We start from the raw sequence: 23,217 nt of genomic DNA, 5'->3' as shown, positions 1-23,217 counted from the left end.
AAGTAACTTGGACCAGTGTTGATCATTTAGCATTGTTCGAGGCATAGCGAGTGTAAAATTGGGTTTGGCGATTTAATTTTACTATCTCGCTATTTTTTTAATCAACAAATGTCAACAGACCCTAATCGTATAAATTTTTTATTTTAATCATAATTATGGGTGTTAGAAAAGCTGGAGTGGTTATTCCCTTTAATGGCAATCAACAGGATATTGAAAGACTGGTAAATGATTGGCTGGTTTATTTTGAAGAAAACTCAAAATCTGCATTAGATATAGAGTGGCTGACGGATCATATTGTTTGTATCAATAGTGCCGGATTAGCACATTTTGCTTTTACTGAACCTGAAAAATGGAGCAGTTTGCTGAGCAGTAAGTTGCCGATGAAATGGATGATCTTCTTTGATTTTGCAGACACAAATTCAAGCTATAGCTATGCGCTTTATAAAGAGGGTGCAGAAATCAGATGTGTCATTCAAGCGGAAGAAGAGGAACTTTACATGGATGGAGAAAGACAAGATTTTGAAAAGGAATGGTTAAACTTTTCAACAAGATATTTTTACGAATATGTTGAAAATGGCAAAGTTCAAAAAAAATGGACGACTGATTTAAACAGTTTAAAAGAAGAAATCAATGAAGATTTGGAAAGCTATTATCAGTATTATTATTTTAGCGAAAAGGATCATTTAATTTATCATACTCAATTGGTTCGGCAGTTATTGATTGAACTCTTTAAAAACTATGTCGGTTTTGAAATCTTTGATAGTGATTATAATCCAGTAAAGAAAATAAAGTTTAAGTATAACAATCAGCGTACTTATGATGATTATTTGAGTTTAGCCTCAAGAGGGGATATTGCAGCCCAAATTAAATTGGGTGAAATGTATGAAACGGGATGCGGCGTCGAAAAAAATGATGTTACAGCACAAGGATGGTATCAAAAAGCGGCTGATCAGGGGGATGATGCAGCGATGCTGAAGTTAGCGGTGCTGTTGTTCAGAAAACCATGTAAAACAGAGGTTCATATCGCTTTAGCTCTGCTGAATCAGTCAGTGGAAAAGGGAAATATAAACGCAAGAACGGCCCTTGCTGAAATATATGAAAAGGGCGAAATTCTTGATCAAGATTATAATCTAGCTATGAACTTGTACAAGCAATCGGCAAAACAAGGCTGTGCAATTGCTCCCTATAAAATTGGCTTAATGTATGAGCTAGGCAATGGCGCAGCTCAAGATTTAAAGATGGCGAAACGCTGGTATCACCAAGCGGCGAATGCTTTTAATCAAGATGCAGAAATTCGATTGCAGAAATTAATCCAGCATTTTAATGCTTAAGCCATTCATTTAAATTATTCCGTATTAAGGAGATCATTTCTGTCTTTTGTGTTCTATATCTTTATCTATTGCTATGAAAATAAATTGAATACATGAGCGCAATATTTTGACCAAATCATGGAAAATATTAAATAAATATAAAAAAAGCCGATCCATTGATCGGCTTTTTAGCTTCACTTTGCGATTAAGACTTTTGTAAAAATTCTGTCGCTAATTTTAAAAACTCTTCCGGTTTTTCATATACGGCCAAATGTCCGGTTGCCGGTTGCCGGTTGCCGGTTGCCGGTTGCCGGTTGCCGGTTGCCGGTTCAGCATATTCAGCATGTGAAATCAGATCTATAGCATATTGGACCATACACTCGGGTGCATATAATCATAATTACAGCCATTCACTAATGTTTGTTTGTTGATTTTTTTTCGCTGTCTCAGTCACATCGGTATGAATCTACAACTCAGCTTGGTGGGTAAATCTTTCTCAATTATTGGTTTGCAGCGTATTTTCTAAGGTTTGCGCCATAGTATTTTCACACCATGCCAAGGTAAAGTTGGCGCTAAAACCTGTTTGAATAATAGTGCTCAACATCGCTTTAGAGTTGCTCTGTACCTAACTCAAATTAAAGCTTGGTACGTGCATCAACTTTAGGATAAGGCGCCAATAACACAACAAAAATTACATTTTCTGGATATATTCTGCTGCGGAATATATCCAGAAAATGTTGTGTAATGAAAAGCTCATTAAACCGAATGGTGTAACATAAGTGGTTTCTGCAGCTGCAATCACTTATTCAAATAATTGAGCAATTGCTAAATGCTGATCATCAGGTTGTTAGCTTGATATCATCCTTTTGAATGCATCAAAACATGACATGTTCAAATGACGCTGATTTACGCAAATGATGGTTGATTCTGATGGGCTTAGCCATTTTTATTGTGATTTTCTCTTTTTTTAAAGATCAATATTTACGGCAAGAGATGATTAATTTTGTATTTAATCAGTGCAAATACCTGCAACTAATTTGTATTTCATTATAAAAAATCATGCCCTTGATGTAAGATAAAATTCATTACAGATTATATGTATTTCGAGTGAATGTCCTAAATTCGAATACTTGATAAAAAAGGAAACAAGCATGCAGCAAGAAGTCATCATAGTTGGTGGTGGTATGGTCGGTTTAAGTCTGGCACTCATGTTGGCCAAAGACAAAATTGGCGTAAAACTTTTAGAAGCCACTAAATACCCCAATTATGATGATGCAAACCTTGAGCCTTATCACTCGAGTTTTGATGCACGAAACAGCGCCTTGTCACGCCGTACGGTGCAAATTTATCAAGAACTAGGCCTCTGGGATGCTTTGCAGGAACACGCCACACCTATTTTAGAAGTGAATATTACAGAGCAAGGCAGTTTTGGTAAGGCAAGACTCAAAGCAGAACAAGAAAAAGTCGAAAGCTTTGGACAAGTTATTGAAAATGCATGGCTCGGCCGTGTGCTGCTCACAGAAGTCAAAAAAGAACCGCTGATAGAATTAATTGACGGCGTACAAGTGACTTCGCTGACGCAGGATGCAGACCATGCCTATATTGAAGCAAAGCGTGCTAAAGAACAGCTCAAACTACAATCTAAAATTGTGATTGCCGCCGATGGCCGTGATTCATTCTGCCGTAAAGCCTTAGGTATTGGCGCATCGGTGCATGATTATGACCAAGTGGCGATTGTCACTACAGTACAAACCTCTAAACCGCATGGTTATGTCGGTTTCGAGCGTTTTAGTCCGCTTGGTCCGCTAGCGCTGCTGCCACTTCCAGGTGAATACCGTCGCTCAGTGGTTTGGCCTGTTCCTAAAGGAACTGAAGGCGAGTGGATGGGTGATGAAAATGATCAGCACTTCTTAGATGCTTTACAAGAAACCTATGGCGACCGTGCAGGTAAATTCCAAAAAACTGGTAAACGTTTCAGCTTCCCATTGTCGCAAGTACTTGCAGAGAAACAAGCTGTAGGTCGTGTAGTGCTCATGGGAAATGCTGCACATACCATTCACCCAGTTGCTGGTCAGGGCTTTAACTTATGTATGCGCGATGCCTATGTACTACGCCGTTATTTAAAAGAGCAAGTTGAAAAAAATGCAGATCTGGGTGATGCAGCTATGTTGCTTGATTATGAAAAATCGCGCCTGACCGATCAGCAGCGGGTGATTAAATTCTGTGATTCAGTTGTTCGTGGTTTTAGCAACCAGAACCCATTTTTAAAATTGATTCGCAATACTGGATTAGTTGCCTTTGATACCATTCCGGGGATTAAGCCTTTGGTCGCGAATTATGCAATGGGGCTAAAAGCATGAGTTTAAATCAAACAAATGTACTGGATGCCGTGATTGTCGGCGGCGGCTTGGTCGGTGGCTTAACGGCATTGCTGTTGGCGCAAGGCGGTGTGCAGGCTACGGTATTGGATGCGGCACCTATTTTGGATGCAGAAAAAACCAAAAGTGTTGCGAATCCTCGAGTTTTGGCGCTCAGTCAAGCCACCATTCATTTACTCAAGACTGTGGGTGTTTGGGAAAAGCTTGCCCGTCAGCAGCCTTATACTGGTATGCAGGTGTGGAATAAAAATGGCTATGGAGAAATCAATTTTGGTCATGTGGCAGAGCAAACACCATCAGTTGAGCAAGCTTTAGGTTCAATGGTTGAACCAAGTGTATTGAATTTAGCCATTCAAGAAAAAATGCTAGAACAGCTTGAAGACTACCGAACCCAAGTTAAGGTCAGTCGAGTTGAGCGTGGCGTTGGTGTGTGGATCATTCACCTCGCAGATGGTACCCAGCTCAAAACAAAACTGGTGATAGGTGCAGATGGTGCAAACTCATTTGTCCGTGAGCAAGCTTTCATCGATCTAGATGTATTGGACTATAAGCAAGCCGGTGTGAGCTGTGCAATTAAAACCTCCCAACCGCATCAGCATTTAGCACGTCAAATTTTCTTAGAAACTGGCCCTTTAGCATTTTTGCCGATGGCGAGTCTGAAAAAAGAAGAAAGCGGTTATTGGCAATCGATTGTGTGGACCTTACCAGATGATTATGCCGATGAATATGTGGCTTTATCCGATGTTGAATTTACTGCGTTGCTCACTCGAGAAAGCCATCACATGCTCGGCGAAGTCTTAGAAGCAACGCCACGTGCTAAATTTCCATTGAAGGCACGAGCTGCACAGCAATATGTTCATGATGGTCTAGCGCTGATTGGAGATGCGGCCCATGTGATTCATCCGCTTGCAGGACAAGGCGTGAATATTGGCTGTTTAGATGCAGCGGTGCTTTGCGATGTGCTTTTGACCGATAAAAAACGAGGTGTGTGGGCACATGAACAAAGTTTGAAGCGCTATGAGCACCGCCGTAAAGGGCAAAACGATGCCATGATGCATAGTATGTCCGCGATTGGTTGGTTAGAAACCACCACTTTTTCACCTGTGGTGTGGGCGCGAAACTTTGGTTTAAAACAAGTGGAAAATCAGACTGTTCTAAAAGATGCGTTTATGGCTCAAGCCAATGGTCTGAGTATTTTAAAAGAGACAATCTACGCAGCTTAGGTCAAAGTCTGATATTTTTTAGACAGTCGTATAAACAAGGTTACGATTTTGATTAAAAAAGATACGATTTTTTGGTTGTGGGTACTAGTCGAAATGCTCAGAGATTGCTAAATTTCTGTTAATTTAAAACCAGCCATTCGCTGGCAAACAGAAGTCATTCGCGGGGAGAACACAATGACTGATATGAACGATTATGATGATCCAGAAGATTCAGTAGTTGATGAAGATGAAGCACAAGCAGCTGAAAAAGGTGCAGGTGACGCAGCTGATTCTGCTTCTGATGGTGACACCTCTGAAGCTGAAACATTAACAGTGACTGCAAAACTAAAACAACGTCAGGCGCTTGAAGATGAAGTTGCTGCGTTCTTAGCGCGTGGTGGTCGTATTACCGAAGTCCCTCCAGACGAATCGGCAAAAGATTAAAAATGAAAAAACACCACGTCATGTGGTGTTTTTTTTGCTTCATTCGCTTGTGCGAGGCTGAAGGTCATTCATTTTTAAACTAAGCATGTTTAGTTATGACGTTGTGAAGTTATTTTAAGTCGTCTTTGGCTTCATATATTTACGACTGATCGCGTAAATAGGATAGAACACAAAATGCAGTAAAAGCAAAAACATACAATTGATAATAAATGCAGCAATATACGGTGGTGCATGCATGGTCGCCACAGCAGCGACAAAAGATTGAAAAAGTAATACCGCACTCAAAACGACATAAGCCCAATAGCGATGCCTATCCCAAAATTGGCTCAGTTTTAGTAAATTACCGACTACAAAATAGAGGGAACAATATCCACAGACCATCGCAATCGCGCTATGATCGGCCGTCATTTGCTCGCCACTAATATAGTGCGGATAGGGTTGAATGCCAGTATAAATAATATGTGCAAGGGCGGTGAGCCAAACCAGATTAAAGAGAATGAACATCAGCGGTTTTTTGACAGACAGATTTATGGACATGTTATAAGCAACTTTTTTCATTCTATTTAAATTATTGTATGGGATAGCTTATGGAACCCGTAGGTCCCATAAGCGGTTCAAATTAAAAATAAAAAAAATTAAGCTTAATCGTTCGCTTGGGTTAATTCTAAAGCACGTTGATAGGCCACTTTCTTTTTAATCCCAGTTAAATCTGCAGCCAACTGAGAGGCAGCTTTAACGGACAAGTCTTGAAGTAAACGGGTCAACAATTTGTCTAACTTTTCTTGCTCTAGGTCTTTTTCTTCGGTCGCACCACCAATCACCAATACGATTTCGCCTTTTTGCTGATTGTGATCAGATTCGACAAAATGAACCAATTCGCCCAAAGACATTTTTTTAATAGTTTCAAATGTTTTGGTAATTTCACGTGCAAAGCCCACAGGACGATCTGCACCAAAGACATTCGACATATCTTTTAGGCAATCCACAATACGGTGCGGCGCTTCATAAATAATCATGGTTTGAGTTTCGTCTTTCAGTTTTTCCAGTGCTAAAAGACGTTGTGACTGTTTAGACGGTAAAAAGCCTTCGAAACTAAAACGGTCACTGGGTAGGCCGACAGCACTGAGAGCTGCAATGGCAGCACAGGCACCCGGCACAGGAATGACACGAATATTTTTTTCTTGTGCAGCACGAACCAGTTTAAAGCCGGGGTCACTGATCAATGGTGTGCCTGCATCACTAATCAGCGCCATATTTTCACCCTTTTCGAGGCGTTCAATCAGCTGGTCTATTTTGTTGCTTTCGTTATGGTCGTGGCAGGCGGTTAAAGGTGTATTGATACTAAAATGTTTAAGTAATTGTGCTGAAGTTCGTGTATCCTCAGCGGCAATAATTTTAACCGACTTCAAAACATCAATTGCACGATAACTAATATCATCTAAGTGCCCGATTGGAGTCGCAACAACAAATAACTGAGCACTCATAGGTTTCTCCATGTTGGATAATAAGAAAAAAATAATGGTTTTTTGCTTGCTAAGCAGTTTAATTTCAGCAGCACAAGCAGACGTATTGGTCATTCTACCTGAATCTGGCCCTATGGCGCGAGCTGCATCCAGTATTAAGCAGGGTTTCAACAGCGCGTATAATTCATCCGACTATAAAGTACCCGTAAAATTTATTAATTCGGATCAAAAGCAGATCGCAGCTTTATTAAAAAAACACGTCAATAAAAAAACACAACTGGTCATTGGACCACTTGCACGTCAAGACGTCGAAGCCTTGGTCAAGGCCAAACCGAAAGTCCGTGTACTTGCATTAAATGAATCTTCAAATCAAATCACCAATGTTTGGCAATATAGTTTGGCCAAACGTGATGATGCTGTAGCTTTAAAAAATATTTTTGAAAAAGATCAATTAAAAGAAGTGATGGTGTTCAGGCAGCCAGGGACAGAGGATGAGCATGAACTGATGTTAATGGTGCTCATGAGTCAAACACCTCTGCCATTACATGTTATTGATCAATTGCCTGCAAAAATAAAGAAATATCAGGGGGTGTTATTGCTCGGTAATAATCAGTGGTTAAATAGTCAAAATAATTTACCTAAAAAGCAAATTTACACGTTGGCCAATGCAATTGAGGCCGATCAACCAGTACCAATGGGGGTGAAGTTTTGTGATGCACCAGCATTGTATGATGCGAAGTGGTCAGATGTAATGCGGGCTTATGAACATAATCCTGTTGCGATGCCATATCAACGTTTAATGGCTTTCGGTGGTGACGCGTGGCATATCGCGAAGCAATATTTACAAGAGCCCAAATTAAAAAGTTTAGAATTTCAGGGCAGGACAGGATTAATTAAAATCAGTGACAATCAAATTCACCGTATTCCACATTGCTATCAACGAACTAAAAAGGGTATTGAGCCGATTTCAATTTAATAGGAAAAGTTAGATTGAGGGTGTGGATATGATGAACTTAGGCCAGTGGGCAGAGCAGCAAGCGCTAACATGGGCACAGCAGCAAAATTATGTCTTGGTACAACGTAATTTACATAGTCGTTATGGCGAAATTGATTTGATCGTGGCTCGAGAAAAGGATTTGGTTTTTATTGAAGTTAAAGCGCGTTCAAATACCCAATATGCGCAAGCGATAGAAACAATCTCGATTCACAAACAACGTAAAATGATGAAGACCGCGTTGCATTTTTTAAATGAACAGTCACATTTTTATGATTATTATTGTCGCTTTGATGTGATTTGTTTTGATTTTTATCAACACTTTGCAAAAACACTACAGCAAGACTTTTCAAAATACCCGTATGATCAGCAATGGATTGAAAATGCTTTTACTTTTGATCAAGAGTTGATTAATCTCTGATAAAAGAAACTGTGTAAATGCATAGAAAAATACCGGTGTAAAAATTTTAGGAGTTGTGCTGAGTGGTTAAGCGTATTGCAATGACGATGCTTTGTGTCGCGAGTTTATCAGGATGTGCGAGTTTTATTTCAAATGGTACAGGCTCAGCACCTGTAGGAACGGAAAGTGGTGCACGCTCTTTGGGGCAAGTATTTATTGACTCATCTATTGTTCGTACTGCAAAAATTAATTTATATAAATTAGACAGTCGTTTTAAACAATCTCGTGTCAATATTGAAAGCTTTCATGGCAATGTGTTGTTAACAGGCCAAGTGCCTGATAATCACTTAAAAGAATTGGCTGAAGAAAATGTTCGTTCAATGAGTGATGTTAAAACCGTACATAATTATATTACTGTGGGCAACCAAATTAGCTACAGCACTATTATGCAAGATACAGCTGTAACAGCTAATACCCGTGGGCTAATTATGAAAGCGCCTGTGGTATCTGACAGCAAAGTACACATTCATACTGAAGATGCTGTTCTTTATGTGATGGGCCGTTTAAACAGTGCGGAAATCACAGACTTAAATCAAATCTTGCAACAAGTGGGTAATGTAACGCGAATTGTCACTTTAATTGACAATGTTGAACAAAGCTCAAATCCACAAGAGCGTAGTATCAACTCGAGCTTTACCACACCAACTGTTAGTAATGTGCAGCCTGAAGTACAAACGCCCGTTGCCATTGATCCAGATGCAGTTGATCCAAACCACGCACAATAAATCTCAATTATTTAGTATCGAAAATCTATGTCGAGCAAGTTTCAGCTTTGGTCACAACAGCTTCAACAAAAGGTGGAGCTGGCAAAATCACTTTATCGAGACTTTAGAATCTATGATTTTGGTAGTCTTGCACTCAATCGGCTCACACCTAAAAAAGGTTATAGCATCCAAAGTAATATTGCGTATGGCTTAAAAGCCCGTCATCGTTTGGATTTATATCGTACTGAGCAACCACGTCAAAAGCGCCCACTGATTGTATTTGTACATGGTGGCGCATGGATGCATGGTGATAAAAAAGACTATGGTTTTATTGGTGAAGCCTTTGCTAAAGAAGGTTTTGATGTTGCGGTTATAAACTATCAACTTGCACCAGAACATATTTTTCCTGCATCAATTGATGATTTGAGTCTAGCATTAAACTATTTGACGCAATCACAGCATAAGTTGCAGATCGAACTAGAAGATTTGGTGTTGATGGGGCATTCAGCAGGGGCATTTAATGTCATGTCTGCGCTGTACCATCCTCAGCCATATCAATTACAAATCCGTGAAAACATTCGTGCCATTGTCGGCTTGGCTGGGCCTTATCATTTTGACTATAAAGGTGACCCAATTTGTGCTGAGGCTTTCGATCAAGATGTCCCATATCAGCAAGTGATGCCGTATTATTTTGTTGAATCTAACAAAGTAAAACACTACTTATTTACTGCCGCGAATGACGATATTGTTGGGGTAAATAATAGTGAAGATTTAGACCGTCAATTAAAGGCATTGGGAAATCACAGTCAGTTAATAGAAATTCCTCGTGTCGGTCATATCACGATGATTGGGTCAGTATCGAGCTTATTTAGTCGTTTCTTTAAAACCAAAGCTGAAATTATGCGTGTTTTAGATGAAATTAGCCCGAAGGTTTAGAGAGCTGTAAATGGTATGGATAAACCGCAAATCTATTGCGGTTTATTTTTTTGTAAATACCTTTTGCTGCTTGATTAAAGCCAAGCCTCTGTATCATCAGCTACCGCTGTTCCATGTATCGCATGCATAATCATGGCGTGGGCAATACTACCTTTAAAGGGGATTTCTGGCAGATGATCAAACTTGAAAAATGCGGCATCCGCAATTTCTTCTTCTTGTAACTGTAATTCACCAGCTGCATATTCGGCTTTAAAAGCAATCATTAAATTACTCGGGAAAGGCCAAGGTTGGCTAGCTAAGTACTGGATATTTTTAACCTGTATGCCAACTTCTTCCAAGGTTTCGCGACGTACAGCTTCCTCTAAAGTTTCGCCAACTTCAACAAAACCGGCAATTAAGCCATACATTTGCCGTGCGTTACGCGCATTTTTTGCTAAGAGGATTTCGTCCTTGCCACGTGTAATAACGGTAATGACGCAGGGATTGACCCGTGGATATTGGTGATAGCCACAGGCAGGGCATACCATTGCATATTCAGTCGCGTGAACTTCAGTTGCTGTACCGCAATGGCTACAAAATTTATGATTACGACGCCATTCTAAAAGTTGAATTGCACGACTAGCTTGTTCAAACTCTTTGACATTCCAGAGTTGCAAAAGCTGACGTATTGGAATGAGTTGTAAGCCTTGAGGAATAGGCTCATCTTCGAGGAGGTCACGGGCAATCACTTGATCACCCGTACCTATATTTAAATCACTTGCGAGTTGCTCAACTTCTGGAAGTTGAAAGTTTTCATCGACCAACAATTGCTGTTGTTTAAAGATATAGGCAAGTGACAATTTAGACATTAGGCTGCTGCAGATTTCAGTTTTTCGCTACTGTCCAATGCTACCTTAAACATCGTGTGTAATACAGGTTGTTTGTTCTTTAAATTGTCAATGAGCATGTCAGCACTTGCCAATGAATCTAATGCTTGATTCACTTCATTTGCATCAATCGCTGTTGATGATTCAACTCGTTTCAAAATGAATTGAGCAGTTGAATTCAGCGCATTTTGAGCTGCATCTGCATTGAGGAACAACATTGCACCACCAATTTCGCGGAATTGAGTTGCAGTCGCTTCAAGTTGTGTTAAATCTTGGTTTTGTAAATACTGAACCAAAGATTGGCTAGCAGCATCAATTAAAACCTTGGTCTCATTTAACAGGGCAGCATGTGCTTCATCTAAACGGTCGAGTGAAATATTCATATTATTCACACGAAGTTGTAAGCGGCTAGAGGTGTGATGACGCTCAAGCACACCAATCGAGTTCATGGCAGACAAGATATTGTTCATCAACTGCTGGGCAAAGCTTTCATCTTGTAAAATCTCAGCATTACCTAATGACGCAGCTTGACGCGACAGGTCGTTATAAGCTTCATTTAAGTTCAAGACTTTGAAAATATTTGCCAATTCGTTCAATTTCGCTTGAAGTTCTTGGGTTTTTTCAGGCGTCATATTTTGATAGTTAAATTCAATATCATTACGAATTTGCGTCATTTCAGTCGTAACCAATTCACCAATGGTATGCATGGTTTCGAAGTCAGGACCATATAAATGACGACTGAAAACTTGCAATTGGGTGTCGGTAAGAAGATCTTCACCGATATTTAACTTGCCACGAATATGATGAGAAATGTCATCTTCTTGGCTAATGCTTAGACTTAAGACATTGGCTAAATCAGAAATGGATGCTTTAAAGCGCTCAGTTCCTGCAAAATATTGAGCCATATTGCGTTCAATGCTTACCAAGGTACGTAAACGAGCATCGGTAATTAAGATTTGATCAATTTGATTAAACGCAACAAAAACCAAGTTCCAGTATTGTTTGCTTGGATGTTTGTCTGAAAGACCTGCTAAATACGTACCGACCAATTTAATCGCTTGCAGATCCAGCTCAGTTTCTTCTTGTTTAATCAATTTATTCAACGCCAACTTATACAGACGGTGAACGTATTTTGATTTTTCAAGTGCAGGCGCTTGAGGTAAGTCAAAGTCAGGAGTAATACAATCGAGTAGGGACTCAATGTGTTGGCCTTCCGACGTTAGAGGTTTACCCAAAGACAGTTCTAGACGATTCAGACTGTCGAGTAGGAACTGTGGAATTTTAACTTCACGCAGGCAGATAAATTCGATATAGCGTTTCAGCATGGTTGTGCCTTCGCTCAGTGCGATGACATTTTGAGTGTTAATTTGCGCAGGATTCCCCATGATCTTGCGCATTAACTCTGCTGAATATTGAGCGATTTTTGCCAAACTTGGCATATCAACTAAAGCTAATACTTGAGCACATTGTTCAAATTGAATCAGTGCATCATCAATCCCGAAAGGTAAAGTTTGATCTTCAACTAAGGTGCTGACTGCTGATTCGACTAACTTGATTGAGTTATCAACCTCATTTTTTATTATCAGCAAAGCCGTTGGATCAAAATGGATAGAGGTTTGGTAAGACATGTATCTGCACCTTTCCTAGATGTTTTATCTTGTTTATTAACCGCCCCTTAAGGCGGTCCATGTTTATGGTTTTACTATAGCGTATGTAAGAATTGTTTATATACAAAAAGTAACACGAAATTTAGATTTTATTTCGCAAAAAGGCAAGGTGTACCATGTTTTTCTTCAAATTGTTTGACCCATGTCTCATGGGCTTCAAGTTCATCTGCTGAAGGTAAAATCACTGGTAATTCAATTTCAACAGCGGCGCGGGTTTGCGAACCATCTTCATTTTGCGAGTGGGTCAGTGCATCGATATCAAAGGATACCTGACCGCCCGTCATTGCTAGGTAAACGTCAGACAGAATTTCAGCATCGAGTAAGGCACCATGGAAGGTACGGTCTCGTTGTGGAATTTCATAGCGACGCACCAACGCATCGAGTGAGTTTTTCTGGCCTGGATGCTTGGCTTTGGCCATAGCCAAGGTATCGGTAACTTCGCAAACTTCCGATAAGGCCACAAAACCTGCGCGTTTGAACTCCATATCAAGGAAGTTCATATCGAAGGTTGCATTATGCGCAATGATTTCTGCGCCTTTTAGATAGTCAAATAATACATCAGCAATTTCAGCATACAGTGGTTTGTCTTTTAGAAAGTCATCACTGATTCCGTGAATATTTTCAGATTCGCCGACAGGTTTTTGCGGGTTGATATAAATATGAATTGAGCTGCCGGTCAGTTTACGGTTAATCATTTCCACCGCACCGACTTCAATAATGCGGTCGCCATCTTGGAAATAGAAACCCGTAGTTTCCGTATCCAAAATTAATTGTCGTGGGCCAGATACATCGACGGTTGCTGGTGTAATGACAATCATCGGATGGATTTCAGCAGCTTGTTTAGACTGTATAGGAGCAGCTGCGCTCAACGTTGAAGCAGTGTCAGTTGTTTGTTGTTCTATCGCAATGTCATCAATCTGCTCTGCATTGTTCGCTGTCTCAGCAGCGATTTCAAGTGACGGAGCAATTTCTAGCGGCTGAGCAATTGAAGATTCCTGAATTGAAGCGTCAACAATGCTTTCATTTGAAATCGTAGCTTCTTCAGAGATTTCTTCTTCATCATCACTATCAGCAAATTCGAGTCCAAACGGATCATTTAATAGCCAGTCAGGTTCAGCTTTTTTTTTAGGTGCTTCAGCTGTAGATGCTGCTTGTTTGATGCGTTCGAGGGTTTTTTCTGCGCCTAGATTGGCCAATTGATCAGCCATTTCATTTCCCGGATGGCCTGCATGCCCTTTAATCCAGTTCCATTCAATTTCCCGACCCTGACAAGTTGCATCCAGTAATTTCCACAGATCAGGATTTTTAACATCTTTCCAGTTTTTCTTTTTCCAACCATGTATCCACTCGGTAATGCCTTGTTTGACATAGTTAGAGTCTGTCCAAATAATCAGTTTTGCATCGGACGGACAGTGTTGAATACCTTCAATTGCAGCAGTCAATTCCATACGGTTATTGGTGGTTTCAGCTTCGCCGCCGCAGAGTTTTTCTTCTCCAGTTTCACGGATGATATAGGCCCCCCAACCCCCTAAGCCAGGGTTGCCTTTACATGCACCATCAACATAAAGCGTGATTGTTTGAGACATAAATCAAATCCGGAGAAAAACAAGCATTCAGAACCGTATATTCTATAACGCAAATGACAGAGAGAAATCCATTTCTGGCGATTTTTTTAATTTCTTGTAACATTTATACTGAAATAGCGTTAAATTAACGCCTTGTGTCTGTGTTCTGCTTCACTACAATGGCATATCTAAAAAATAAATTTTATATGAGTTGTCTGGATTTTTTTATGTATAAATCAACTGCGACTGTCTGGCAGCCTACGTTACCACAAATTTTTAAATTTACAGTCTTGGGTTCTGCGCTCGCAGCTCTTGGTCTGACGGGCTGTTCTTCATCGCAAACGACTAAGCAGAACTCAGCAAGTAAACAAGTTGGCTCAAACTTTCTCGATGCCAATAGTTTAGATTCACTCGAAGATTTACTTTCTGCAACAGACATGCGTGCCGTAGAAGGCGACCGCCTTTTAGTACTAAAGCACGGTGATGTTTGGAAGCGAATGACCGTTGGTTTCAAAATGGATTTGAACCACTGGGATACGCGAATTGAAGCACAGCGTGGTTGGTTTATTTCACGTCAACCGTATATTGACCGTTTAAGTGCGCGTGCGTCCCGTTATTTATATCACACGGTTAAAGAAGCAGAACGTCGTGGTTTGCCGACTGAGTTGGCGTTATTGCCAGTGATTGAAAGTTCTTATGACCCAGCAGCAACTTCAAGTGCTGCCGCAGCAGGTTTATGGCAGTTTATTCCAAGTACTGGACGTATTTACGGCTTAAAACAAACCTCAATGTATGATGGTCGTCGTGACGTAGTTGAATCTACGCGTGCAGCTTATGAGTTTTTAGGTGCGCTACATAACCAGTTCGGTTCGTGGGAATTGGCTTTGGCTTCTTATAATGCAGGGCCGGGGCGTATTCAACAAGCGATTAACCGTAACCGTGCAGCAGGTTTGCCAACCGATTATTGGTCGTTAAAACTGCCACAAGAAACCATGAACTATGTCCCACGTTTCTTGGCTGTTGCTCAAATTATTAAAAATCCAAGTGCTTATGGCGTAAGTTTACCGCCAATTGCTAACCGTCCACATTTTCGTGAAGTGGCTGTAGGGCCTGCAAATTTAAATGAAATTGCATCTATTACTGGTTTAAGTCGTGCAGAACTTTATGCACTAAACCCGGGTCATCGTGGCGATGTGATTGATAGCAGCAGCCCAATGCGGATTTTAATTCCTGCGGATGTGAGTCCATCAGTCGATGCACGTTTGAAAAAATTACAATCAGGTGGTTCATCAGGTTATTGGGCAAGTAATTCAACTTATAACTTACCAAAAAATAATGTTGAAATAACACCGTCACGTGTTACTCCGCCGGAATTAAATAGTAAAACTATTCAGCCCGCTAAAGTGACGCCACCTACGCTGACCACACAGCCGACAGTGACAGCTTCTGCCAAACCACCTGTAGTCGCTGCAACGGTAACGCCAAGTATTCCGTCAGGAACGAAAGGCAAAACACCAATGGGATCATCTGCTTTAGCTGCATTTGCATCGAATAGTGATATTCCAAGTGCGCCGCGTATACCAGTCGCTGTAACACCTTCGACTCCTGTGAAAGCCGTGTCTGTCGAGCCACCACTCAGCGCAAATGAGCGTGAGCAAATCATGGCGGCTATTAAAGCCGAAGGTGAGACCAAAACAGTTGATGAGGTGTTAAAACCAGTAGCGACCAAAGCAGAACAAGAAGAAGTCGTTCAGGAAATTAAAGCTATTGCGCCGAAGGGCACTGAAATTGTCGATCCTTATGATGGTAAGATTAAGTTGACAGCGATTCAGACCAGCCAGTCGATTGCGGATCAACAAGGTAAAGAACTGACCAAAGGTTTCTCTTACCCGAAAAGCGTGGCTGAAAATACAGGTGCTGATTCTGAAGAAGCCAAACGCAACCAAGGTAAAAATGTCATTCGTACAGATTCTGAAATTGTAGTTGTACCACCTAAAGGTAAACGCAGTACTTATACAGTTTTGGCAGGTGACACTTTAGCGTTGATCGCGATGAAAAATGGCGTGAATTGGCGTGATATTGCAGCTTGGAACCAAATTTCGCCAGATTCGACTTTGTATGTCGGTACGACCATCTATTTATATGATGCGAAACCGATTGTTCAAAATAACGAAGAGTCGAAAGCCAAGCCTATAGCAGATAGCTACGTAGTGAAAGCAAATGACAGTCTTACAGCTGTTGCGAGTCAATTTGGTTTAAGTACGAAGCAACTCGCAGACTACAATGGTTTAACCACCACGAGTGGTTTATATGTTGGGCAGAAATTGTCCTTAAAAGAAACACCTGCATCTAAAGCAAAATTGGAAGCTAACAAGAAAGCAGCTCAAGTTGTCGAAAAATCTGCAAAAGTTCAAACAAAATCCTACACGGTAAAACGTGGTGAATATCTAAAACTCATTGCAGATCGTTATGCGCTGTCAAATCAAGAGTTGGCAGATTTAACAACAGGCTTAACGGCTGGCAGTAGTTTGATGGTGGGGCAAAAAATTAATGTGCCATTACAAGCAGTAGCCGAGGTTGAGAGCAAAGTTGAAAAGCTTGAAAGCAAAGTCGTAAATCGCATTGAAAATGTCAAAGTTGATCCTGCTTATAAAGTTGAAAGCTATAAAGTTCAGCGTGGTGATACGCTTTACAGCATTGCGACGCAGTCAAAAATCAGTTTGTCTGAATTGGCGAGTTTAAATGACATGTCGGCAAACAGTGGGCTGATGGCTGGGCAAAGTATTAAAGTACCTGCAAGTTCAACTGTTCCAGATACTTATGTGGTGCAGTCTGGCGATACACTGACAGGTATTGCTAGCCGCTATGATTTGGGCATGGACTATGTCGCGAATTTAAATGGCATAGAGCGTAGTTCAGGTCTACGTGTTGGGCAGAAATTAAAATTAACAGGTGATGTTGCACCGGTTAAAGTAGAAACTAAAGTTGAGCCGACCAAAACTGAAAGCAAAACCAATACACGAACGAATTCTGTTGAAGCGACCGATTTTCATGTGGTGAAATCAGGTGAAACGCTGGGTGTGATTGCGAAGAAATATCATCTTCAATTGCGTTATTTAGCTGAATTAAATGGCCTAAATACCAATAGTGCGATTCGTGTAGGGCAGCGTTTAAAAGTAGATGGTGAACTACCTGCTGATGTAGCTAGTAAAGCAACTGAAACCAAAAAAACGGAAGCTAAATCCTCTACGAGCAATGTGAAACCAGCAAATACTGAAAGCTATACTGTGAAATCAGGCGAGTCTTTAAATTCGATTGCTAGTCGGACGGGGTTAACTGTGGCAGCATTGGCTGAGTTAAATAACTTGAACCCGCGTGCTGGGCTTCGTGTTGGTCAAAATTTACAAGTTCCTAAAACCATCAGTGAATACCGTATTAAACGCGGGGATACGCTGATTGGTTTGGCAAGTCGTTATGGACTAGATACATCAAAACTCGCTGAAATGAATGATATGCAACCGTCTGCTCAGTTACGTATTGGTGAAGTGATAAAAGTACCGAACTGAGTCCAAACATTAAGGAGTTAAGTTGAATGTATTCTGCTTCAACTTCGCGTTACGTGTTTGGTATGACCTTGAGCATACTTTCAACAGGGGCGTGGGCTGCATTGCAGACCACGCCTTTTCTTGCCATACATAGTAGCCCTCAATATCATCAATTACAGGCAATGCCCTATGCCAATCCTTTTGCCACTAAAGGGGGCTATATCACGACTTCGAGTATTGGGAGTTTTGATAATTTAAACAGCATGAATGGAAAAGGGCGTTCTGTTGAAGGTATCAATTATCTATTTGATAGTTTGATGAGTTCATCTTTAGATGAGCCGGGCGTGATGTATCCGTTACTTGCCGAAAAAGTGACATTTGACCCGAAAAAAACTAATTTTGTTATTTTTCATTTAAACTCCAAAGCACGATTTAGTGATGGGAGTGCCTTAACAGCTGATGATGTGAAGTTTAGTTTTGATACCTTCCAAACTAAATCAAATCCCGGTCTACAAATGTACCTAGCGGATTTGGACAAAACAGATATTTTATCTAAATATCAGGTGAGGATGAGTTTTAAATCTGGACATAATACGGATATGCCCATGATTTTGGCGCAAATGCCGATTTATTCCAAAAAGGATTGGGCAAAAAAAGATTTTACTCAAATTACATTGCAGCCCATTTTAGGCTCTGGCCCTTACACGATTGAGAAGATCGATGCAGGTAGGAGTATTCGCTACAAGCGCAATCCAGACTATTGGGGGCAGAAATTAGCTGTCAATCGTGGTCGGTATAATTTTAACCATCTGAAATATGTATATTACCGCAGCCCAGACATCGCCTTTGAAGGCTTTAAAGCGGGTCAATTTACGTTATATGAGGAAAAGACCGCACGTAATTGGGTGGGAGCGTACAATTTTCCTGCTTTTAAAGACGGTAAAATTGTCAAATATCGCTTTAAACATGAACGACCGATTCCCACAAAAAGTCTCGTATTTAATACCCGTCGTGCGCCATTTAGTGATATTCGCTTTCGGCAAGCTTTAACTTTTGCTTATGATTTTGAATGGCAAAATAGAGCGTTGTTTTATGGGCAGTATCAGCGTTTACAGAGTTATTTTAGTAATAGTGTGTTAGAAGCAAAGGGAAAACCCTCTATCCAAGAGTTGGATATTTTAAAACCGATGTTATCGCAACTTGATCCTATTCAACGACAGGGGGTTTTATCCAATTGGCAATATCCTGTTTCTGATGGCAGTGGATTTAATCGAAAAAACCTTCTGCATGCACGCCAACTGTTATTGAATGCGGGTTATCGTTATCAAGACGGCAGATTGGTGGATGCAAAATCTCAGCCTGTGAAATTTGAACTTTTGATTCAGCAACAAGATTTGCAGCGAACCTTAATGCCATTTATACGAAATTTGAAACGTTTAGGTATTCAGGTGTTATTACGACAAGTCGATGGACCGCAATACACCGAGCGTATGCGAAATATTGACTTTGATATGATCGTGGATGAAATGCCTCAATCGCTCACTCCAGCGGGTGAGCAAGCTCAACTTTGGGGCAGTCAAGCAGCCGATCAAGTGGGTAATTATAATTATGCTGGGATTAAAAATCCTGTGATCGATAAGCTCATTCAACAGGTGATCAATGCTCCAAATCGGGAGGAATTGATTGTTCGTACGCGTGTTTTAGACCGCCTGCTTAGAGCGGGTTATTATCAAATCCCAATGTTTGGGCAAAGTGAAAACTGGTTTGCCTATTGGCATATGTATAAGCAACCTTATGTCAAACCTAAACTTTCTGTAGGGATTGACTATTGGTGGAGTGATGTAGCTCAAGCCAAGCAAATAACACAATATCTACGGCAGCAATAAATACACCTGAATGACTAGGAATGTGAAAGCAACATGGGCACATATATTTTAAAAAGATTGCTCCTGATTATTCCAACATTGTTTTTCATTTTACTGATTAACTTTGTCGTGATTCAGATTGCGCCAGGAGGACCTGTTGAGCAGGCTATACAGCAAGCAGAATCCTTTCAAGGCATGGGAAACACGGGTGGTGGTGAAACTGCGACGACAGGCAGTAAATACCAAGGTGCAAAAGGCCTCAGTGAAGAAATGGTGGCAAAAATCGAAGCGCAATATGGTTTCGATAAACCATTATTCGAACGTTTTTGGCTCATGTTAAAGGGCTATGTGACACTAGATTTTGGTACCAGTTTCTTTAAAGATAAGCCTGTCACTCAGCTGCTTTGGGAAAAACTGCCAGTATCTTTATCCCTTGGCTTATGGAGTACCTTGCTGATCTATATGGTGTCTATTCCATTAGGCATTAAAAAAGCCCGTCAACATGGTCTGTTATTTGATAAAAGTACGTCTATTTTATTGGCTATCGGCTACGCCATTCCTGCTTTTGCCTTTGCCATTTTACTCATTGTATTTTTTGCAGGTGGTTCATATTTTCAGTGGTTTCCTCTACAAGGTTTAGTTTCAGAGAATTTTACTGAGTTAAGTGTATTTGGCAAAATTGCAGATTATTTTTGGCATATGGCGTTGCCTTTGTTTGCCATGGTGATTGGTGGTTTTGCTGGCTTAACTTATCTGACCAAATACTCTTTTATGGAAGAACTAAATAAGCAATATGTTCTTGCTGCTCGTTCTAAAGGTTTGACCGAATCACGTGTGCTGTATGGGCATGTATTTCGTAATGCAATGCTCATTGTTATTGCTGGTCTACCAGAAGCCTTGATTGGCATCTTCTTTGTGGGAAATCTATTTATTGAAATTATTTTCAATCTAGATGGCCTGGGATTGTTGGGGTTTGAAGCCATCGTACAACGCGATTATCCAGTGATTTTTGGCACCTTGTTTATTTTTACCTTGATGGGGCTGATCTTAAGATTAATCAGTGATGTCATGTATCAAATGATTGATCCACGAATTAATTTTGATTCGCAGGGGGCAAAATAATGTCTCCGATCATGCAAGCGCGATTTCAACGTTTTAAAGACAATAAATTAGGTTTTACATGCTTTATCAGCTTTGCCTTGATTTTTATGTTGTCTCTAGCTGTCGAGTTTATTGCCAATGATAAACCGCTCTTGGTCAAATACGATGATTCTTTATATGTGCCCGTACTAAAAAGCTATCCAGAGACCGCATTCGGTGGGGTATTTGAAACTGAGGCTGATTATAAAGATCCTGTCGTTCAGCAACTGATTGAAGAGAAAGGCTGGGCTGTATGGCCACTAATTAAATTTTCCTATCAAACACCGAATTTAGAACTGGCTGTGCCCGTACCATCTGCACCAACTGCACAAAATTGGCTCGGTACCGATGACCAAGGGCGTGATGTGCTGGCGCGAATTTTATATGGATTACGTGTGTCGCTCCTGTTTGGTTTTGTATTAACTTTTGCTTCAGCAATATTGGGCATCATGGTTGGGGCGATACAAGGCTATTATGGTGGGTGGATAGACCTCATTGGTCAACGGATTTTAGAAGTCTGGGGTGGGCTCCCGATGCTATTCATGGTAATGATTTTAGTCAGTATGTTTACACCGAGTGTGTATTGGCTCTTTGTCATTATGCTGTTGTTTGGCTGGCCCACTTTAGTCGGCTTGGTTCGTGCAGAGTTTTTACGTGCTCGTAATTTTGATTATGTCCGTGCAGCACGAAGTCTTGGCGTCACAGATAGTACGATTATGTTTCGGCATATTTTACCAAATGCGATGAGTTCCAGTCTTTCACAGCTACCTTTCATGCTTACGGCAAATATTACTGCACTGACAGCCTTGGATTTCTTAGGTTATGGCTTACCGCCTGATGCAGCGTCATTAGGTGAGTTATTGCTTCAAGGGAAAAACAATCTGAATGCACCATGGCTAGCCTTATCGGGGTTTTTTACCTTAGCGATCGTGCTGTCTTTATTGATTTACATTGGGGAGGCGACACGTGATGCATTCGATCCTAGAGGTCAATAATCATCAAGTTAATGTACCTCCCATCGTGTTAGAGGTGGAACATTTACATATTTCACATGCAGCACAGGTCTTGGTTGATGATCTAAATTTTAAATTGCATGCAGGTGAAACGATAGCGATTGTTGGAGAAAGCGGCTCAGGTAAATCGATTAGCAGCCTAGCTATACTCGGTTTGTTGTCGAGTGATCTGCAGGTCACAGGCAGCGTCAGCCTGAATGGACAAAATATTCTTGGACTGAGTCCTGAGCAGCACCGAAACATTCGTGGACAGAAAATTGCCATGATTTTTCAAGAGCCGATGACAGCTTTAAATCCCTTACATCGGGTTGAAAAGATTGTTGGTGAGTCACTGTTGTTACAGGGATGGTCGAAGGCAAAAACTCGGCAGCGGGTTATAGAATTATTAAATGGTGTTGGTATTCCTGATGCTGAAGATAAGTTAAGACGATACCCACATGAGTTATCTGGGGGGCAGCGACAACGTGTCATGATTGCCATGGCATTGGCCTTAGATCCTGATATTTTAATCGCTGATGAGCCAACCACGGCTTTAGATGTCACTTTGCAAGCGCAAATCTTAAATTTATTAAAGTCGCTACAACAGCAGCGTAATATGGCCATGATTTTAATTAGCCATGACCTGAATTTGGTCAAGCGCTATGCCGAACATGTGATTGTGATGAATCGTGGACAAGTGGTGGAACAAGGAGATGTTCAGGAAATTTTTGAGCAACCGAAGCAGGCGTATACCAAAAATCTATTAGACCATGATTTTGGTAAAGCAATACAGGTTTCACAAACGCAGACACTTTTAAAATTACACCAATTAGGAGTGAAGTTCCCAGTCAAACAAGGCTTATTGAACCGCATCAAAGATTATGTCGTTGCGGTAGAGGCTTTGGATTTAACAGTGGCTGAAGGTGAGTCGATCGGTATTGTTGGAGAGAGTGGTTCAGGGAAAAGCTCCCTAGCATTGGCTATTGCTCGGCTCATAGAAAGTGATGGCGAAATTATGTTAAATCAACACGCCATCCATCAACTTTCAGAAAAACAGCTCAGACCTTTACGTCGTGAATTTCAAATTGTCTTTCAAGATCCATTCAGTAGTTTAAATCCACGGCTCAATGTAGAGCAAACCATTGGCGAAGGTTTGGCCTTACAGCATTTATCTGCAAATGAAATTGTACAGCGTATAGATGAAGCTTTGCAGAAAGTCGAATTAGCCAGCTCATTTAAGCAGCGTTATCCACATGAATTATCGGGTGGGCAACGGCAGAGAGTCGCCTTAGCACGTGCGTTGGTATTACGTCCTAAATTATTGATACTCGATGAACCCACATCGGCACTAGATCGGACGACACAAAAAGCCATCGTGAAGCTGCTACGGCGTTTGCAGCAAGAATTTAATATGAGTTATTTATTTATCAGTCACGATTTACACGTGGTCAAAGCCCTGTGTCAAAAAGTGTTGGTACTGCGCCATGCCAAAGTCATGGAATTTCAAGACACCGCAGATCTATTTGCACGACCACAAACGGACTATACCCGTAAATTAATTGAAGCCAGCCAATACTAAAATCAAACTTATGGATATTTTGACAAGTGTCATTGTCAAAATATCCTTGACCTTTAGAAAATAGTAATTAGAGTAAATACTCAGGACTTATTATTTCATTTTGGACA

General features: G+C 40.8%; 19 protein-coding genes. 13 read left to right on the top strand and 6 right to left on the bottom strand.

What is annotated here, in order from left to right:
- The first annotated feature begins 155 nt into the window (after positions 1-155).
- Positions 156-1,331: a tetratricopeptide repeat protein gene (locus FTU77_RS12980; protein WP_180055981.1), complete on the top strand. Its 1,176-nt coding sequence runs from the start codon at positions 156-158 to the stop codon at positions 1,329-1,331.
- Positions 1,332-1,515: 184 nt separating this feature from the next.
- Here FTU77_RS12980 and FTU77_RS12975 read toward each other — a convergent pair whose 3' ends face one another.
- A complete protein-coding gene (locus tag FTU77_RS12975; RefSeq protein WP_180055980.1) occupies positions 1,516-1,686 on the bottom strand; it encodes a hypothetical protein in 171 nt (56 codons plus the stop codon).
- Between the two features lie 775 nt (positions 1,687-2,461).
- Between FTU77_RS12975 and ubiH the strand changes: the two genes are divergently transcribed.
- The 3 genes from ubiH (at position 2,462) to FTU77_RS12960 (ending at position 5,334) form a co-directional block, all read left to right on the top strand.
- Entirely contained in the window at positions 2,462-3,670 is a 1,209-nt protein-coding gene (gene ubiH, locus FTU77_RS12970; protein WP_180055979.1) for a 2-octaprenyl-6-methoxyphenyl hydroxylase, read from the top strand.
- On the top strand, positions 3,667-4,911 hold the full coding sequence (locus FTU77_RS12965; protein WP_180055978.1) for an FAD-dependent monooxygenase: 1,245 nt from the start codon (positions 3,667-3,669) through the stop codon (positions 4,909-4,911). The genes ubiH and FTU77_RS12965 overlap by 4 nt, the downstream gene beginning before the upstream one ends.
- 174 nt (positions 4,912-5,085) lie before the next feature.
- A complete protein-coding gene (locus FTU77_RS12960; RefSeq protein WP_078189169.1) occupies positions 5,086-5,334 on the top strand; it encodes a hypothetical protein in 249 nt (82 codons plus the stop codon).
- Positions 5,335-5,448: 114 nt separating this feature from the next.
- Here FTU77_RS12960 and FTU77_RS12955 read toward each other — a convergent pair whose 3' ends face one another.
- Both FTU77_RS12955 and rsmI read right to left on the bottom strand, forming a co-directional pair.
- Entirely contained in the window at positions 5,449-5,871 is a 423-nt protein-coding gene (locus tag FTU77_RS12955; RefSeq protein ID WP_180055977.1) for a hypothetical protein, read from the bottom strand.
- A 104-nt stretch (positions 5,872-5,975) separates the two neighbouring features.
- Entirely contained in the window at positions 5,976-6,818 is an 843-nt protein-coding gene (gene rsmI / locus FTU77_RS12950; RefSeq protein ID WP_180055976.1) for a 16S rRNA (cytidine(1402)-2'-O)-methyltransferase, read from the bottom strand.
- A gap of 10 nt (positions 6,819-6,828) precedes the next feature.
- On the opposite strand from rsmI, the gene FTU77_RS12945 reads away from it, so the two are divergent.
- From FTU77_RS12945 to FTU77_RS12930, 4 genes are all read left to right on the top strand, one after another.
- Entirely contained in the window at positions 6,829-7,773 is a 945-nt protein-coding gene (locus tag FTU77_RS12945; RefSeq protein WP_180055975.1) for a penicillin-binding protein activator, read from the top strand.
- Between the two features lie 31 nt (positions 7,774-7,804).
- The gene (locus FTU77_RS12940; RefSeq protein WP_067766314.1) at positions 7,805-8,212 is read left to right on the top strand and encodes a YraN family protein; all 408 of its coding nucleotides are present in this window, start codon (positions 7,805-7,807) and stop codon (positions 8,210-8,212) included.
- 62 nt (positions 8,213-8,274) lie between these two features.
- On the top strand, positions 8,275-8,976 hold the full coding sequence (locus tag FTU77_RS12935) for a BON domain-containing protein (protein ID WP_180055974.1): 702 nt from the start codon (positions 8,275-8,277) through the stop codon (positions 8,974-8,976).
- Between the two features lie 27 nt (positions 8,977-9,003).
- Positions 9,004-9,891, top strand: a complete 888-nt coding sequence (locus FTU77_RS12930; RefSeq protein ID WP_067766053.1) for an alpha/beta hydrolase — start codon at positions 9,004-9,006, stop codon at positions 9,889-9,891.
- Between the two features lie 74 nt (positions 9,892-9,965).
- Here FTU77_RS12930 and nudC read toward each other — a convergent pair whose 3' ends face one another.
- The 3 genes from nudC to dnaQ form a co-directional block, all read right to left on the bottom strand.
- Complete coding sequence (gene nudC / locus FTU77_RS12925; protein WP_067766050.1) at positions 9,966-10,739, bottom strand: NAD(+) diphosphatase; 774 nt, start codon at positions 10,737-10,739, stop codon at positions 9,966-9,968.
- The gene (locus FTU77_RS12920) at positions 10,739-12,385 is read right to left on the bottom strand and encodes a chemotaxis protein (protein ID WP_180055973.1); all 1,647 of its coding nucleotides are present in this window, start codon (positions 12,383-12,385) and stop codon (positions 10,739-10,741) included. Before FTU77_RS12920 ends, nudC begins: the two co-directional genes overlap by 1 nt.
- Positions 12,386-12,513: 128 nt before the next feature.
- Complete coding sequence (dnaQ, locus tag FTU77_RS12915; protein ID WP_180055972.1) at positions 12,514-14,010, bottom strand: DNA polymerase III subunit epsilon; 1,497 nt, start codon at positions 14,008-14,010, stop codon at positions 12,514-12,516.
- A gap of 206 nt (positions 14,011-14,216) precedes the next feature.
- Between dnaQ and FTU77_RS12910 the strand changes: the two genes are divergently transcribed.
- The 5 genes from FTU77_RS12910 (at position 14,217) to FTU77_RS12890 (ending at position 23,110) form a co-directional block, all read left to right on the top strand.
- Positions 14,217-17,555 carry a LysM peptidoglycan-binding domain-containing protein gene (locus tag FTU77_RS12910; protein ID WP_180055971.1) on the top strand — a complete coding sequence of 1,113 codons (3,339 nt, stop codon included), beginning with the start codon at positions 14,217-14,219 and terminating at the stop codon, positions 17,553-17,555.
- A 62-nt stretch (positions 17,556-17,617) separates the two neighbouring features.
- Positions 17,618-19,420 (top strand): extracellular solute-binding protein, encoded by a 1,803-nt coding sequence (locus FTU77_RS12905; RefSeq protein ID WP_257222254.1) that lies wholly within the window; start codon positions 17,618-17,620, stop codon positions 19,418-19,420.
- Positions 19,421-19,453: 33 nt separating this feature from the next.
- A complete protein-coding gene (locus FTU77_RS12900; protein WP_180008291.1) occupies positions 19,454-20,521 on the top strand; it encodes a microcin C ABC transporter permease YejB in 1,068 nt (355 codons plus the stop codon).
- Positions 20,521-21,534, top strand: coding sequence for an ABC transporter permease (locus FTU77_RS12895; RefSeq protein ID WP_180055969.1), 1,014 nt, complete (start codon positions 20,521-20,523; stop codon positions 21,532-21,534). The genes FTU77_RS12900 and FTU77_RS12895 overlap by 1 nt, the downstream gene beginning before the upstream one ends.
- Entirely contained in the window at positions 21,509-23,110 is a 1,602-nt protein-coding gene (locus tag FTU77_RS12890) for an ABC transporter ATP-binding protein (protein ID WP_180055983.1), read from the top strand. Before FTU77_RS12895 ends, FTU77_RS12890 begins: the two co-directional genes overlap by 26 nt.
- The last annotated feature ends 107 nt before the right edge of the window (positions 23,111-23,217 follow it).

The sequence above is a fragment of the Acinetobacter sp. YH12142 genome (assembly GCF_013418435.1).
Taxonomy (GTDB): Bacteria; Pseudomonadota; Gammaproteobacteria; order Pseudomonadales; family Moraxellaceae; genus Acinetobacter; species Acinetobacter amyesii.
Note: the sequence above shows the minus strand (reverse complement) of the source record. Positions and strands in the feature narration are given on the sequence as shown.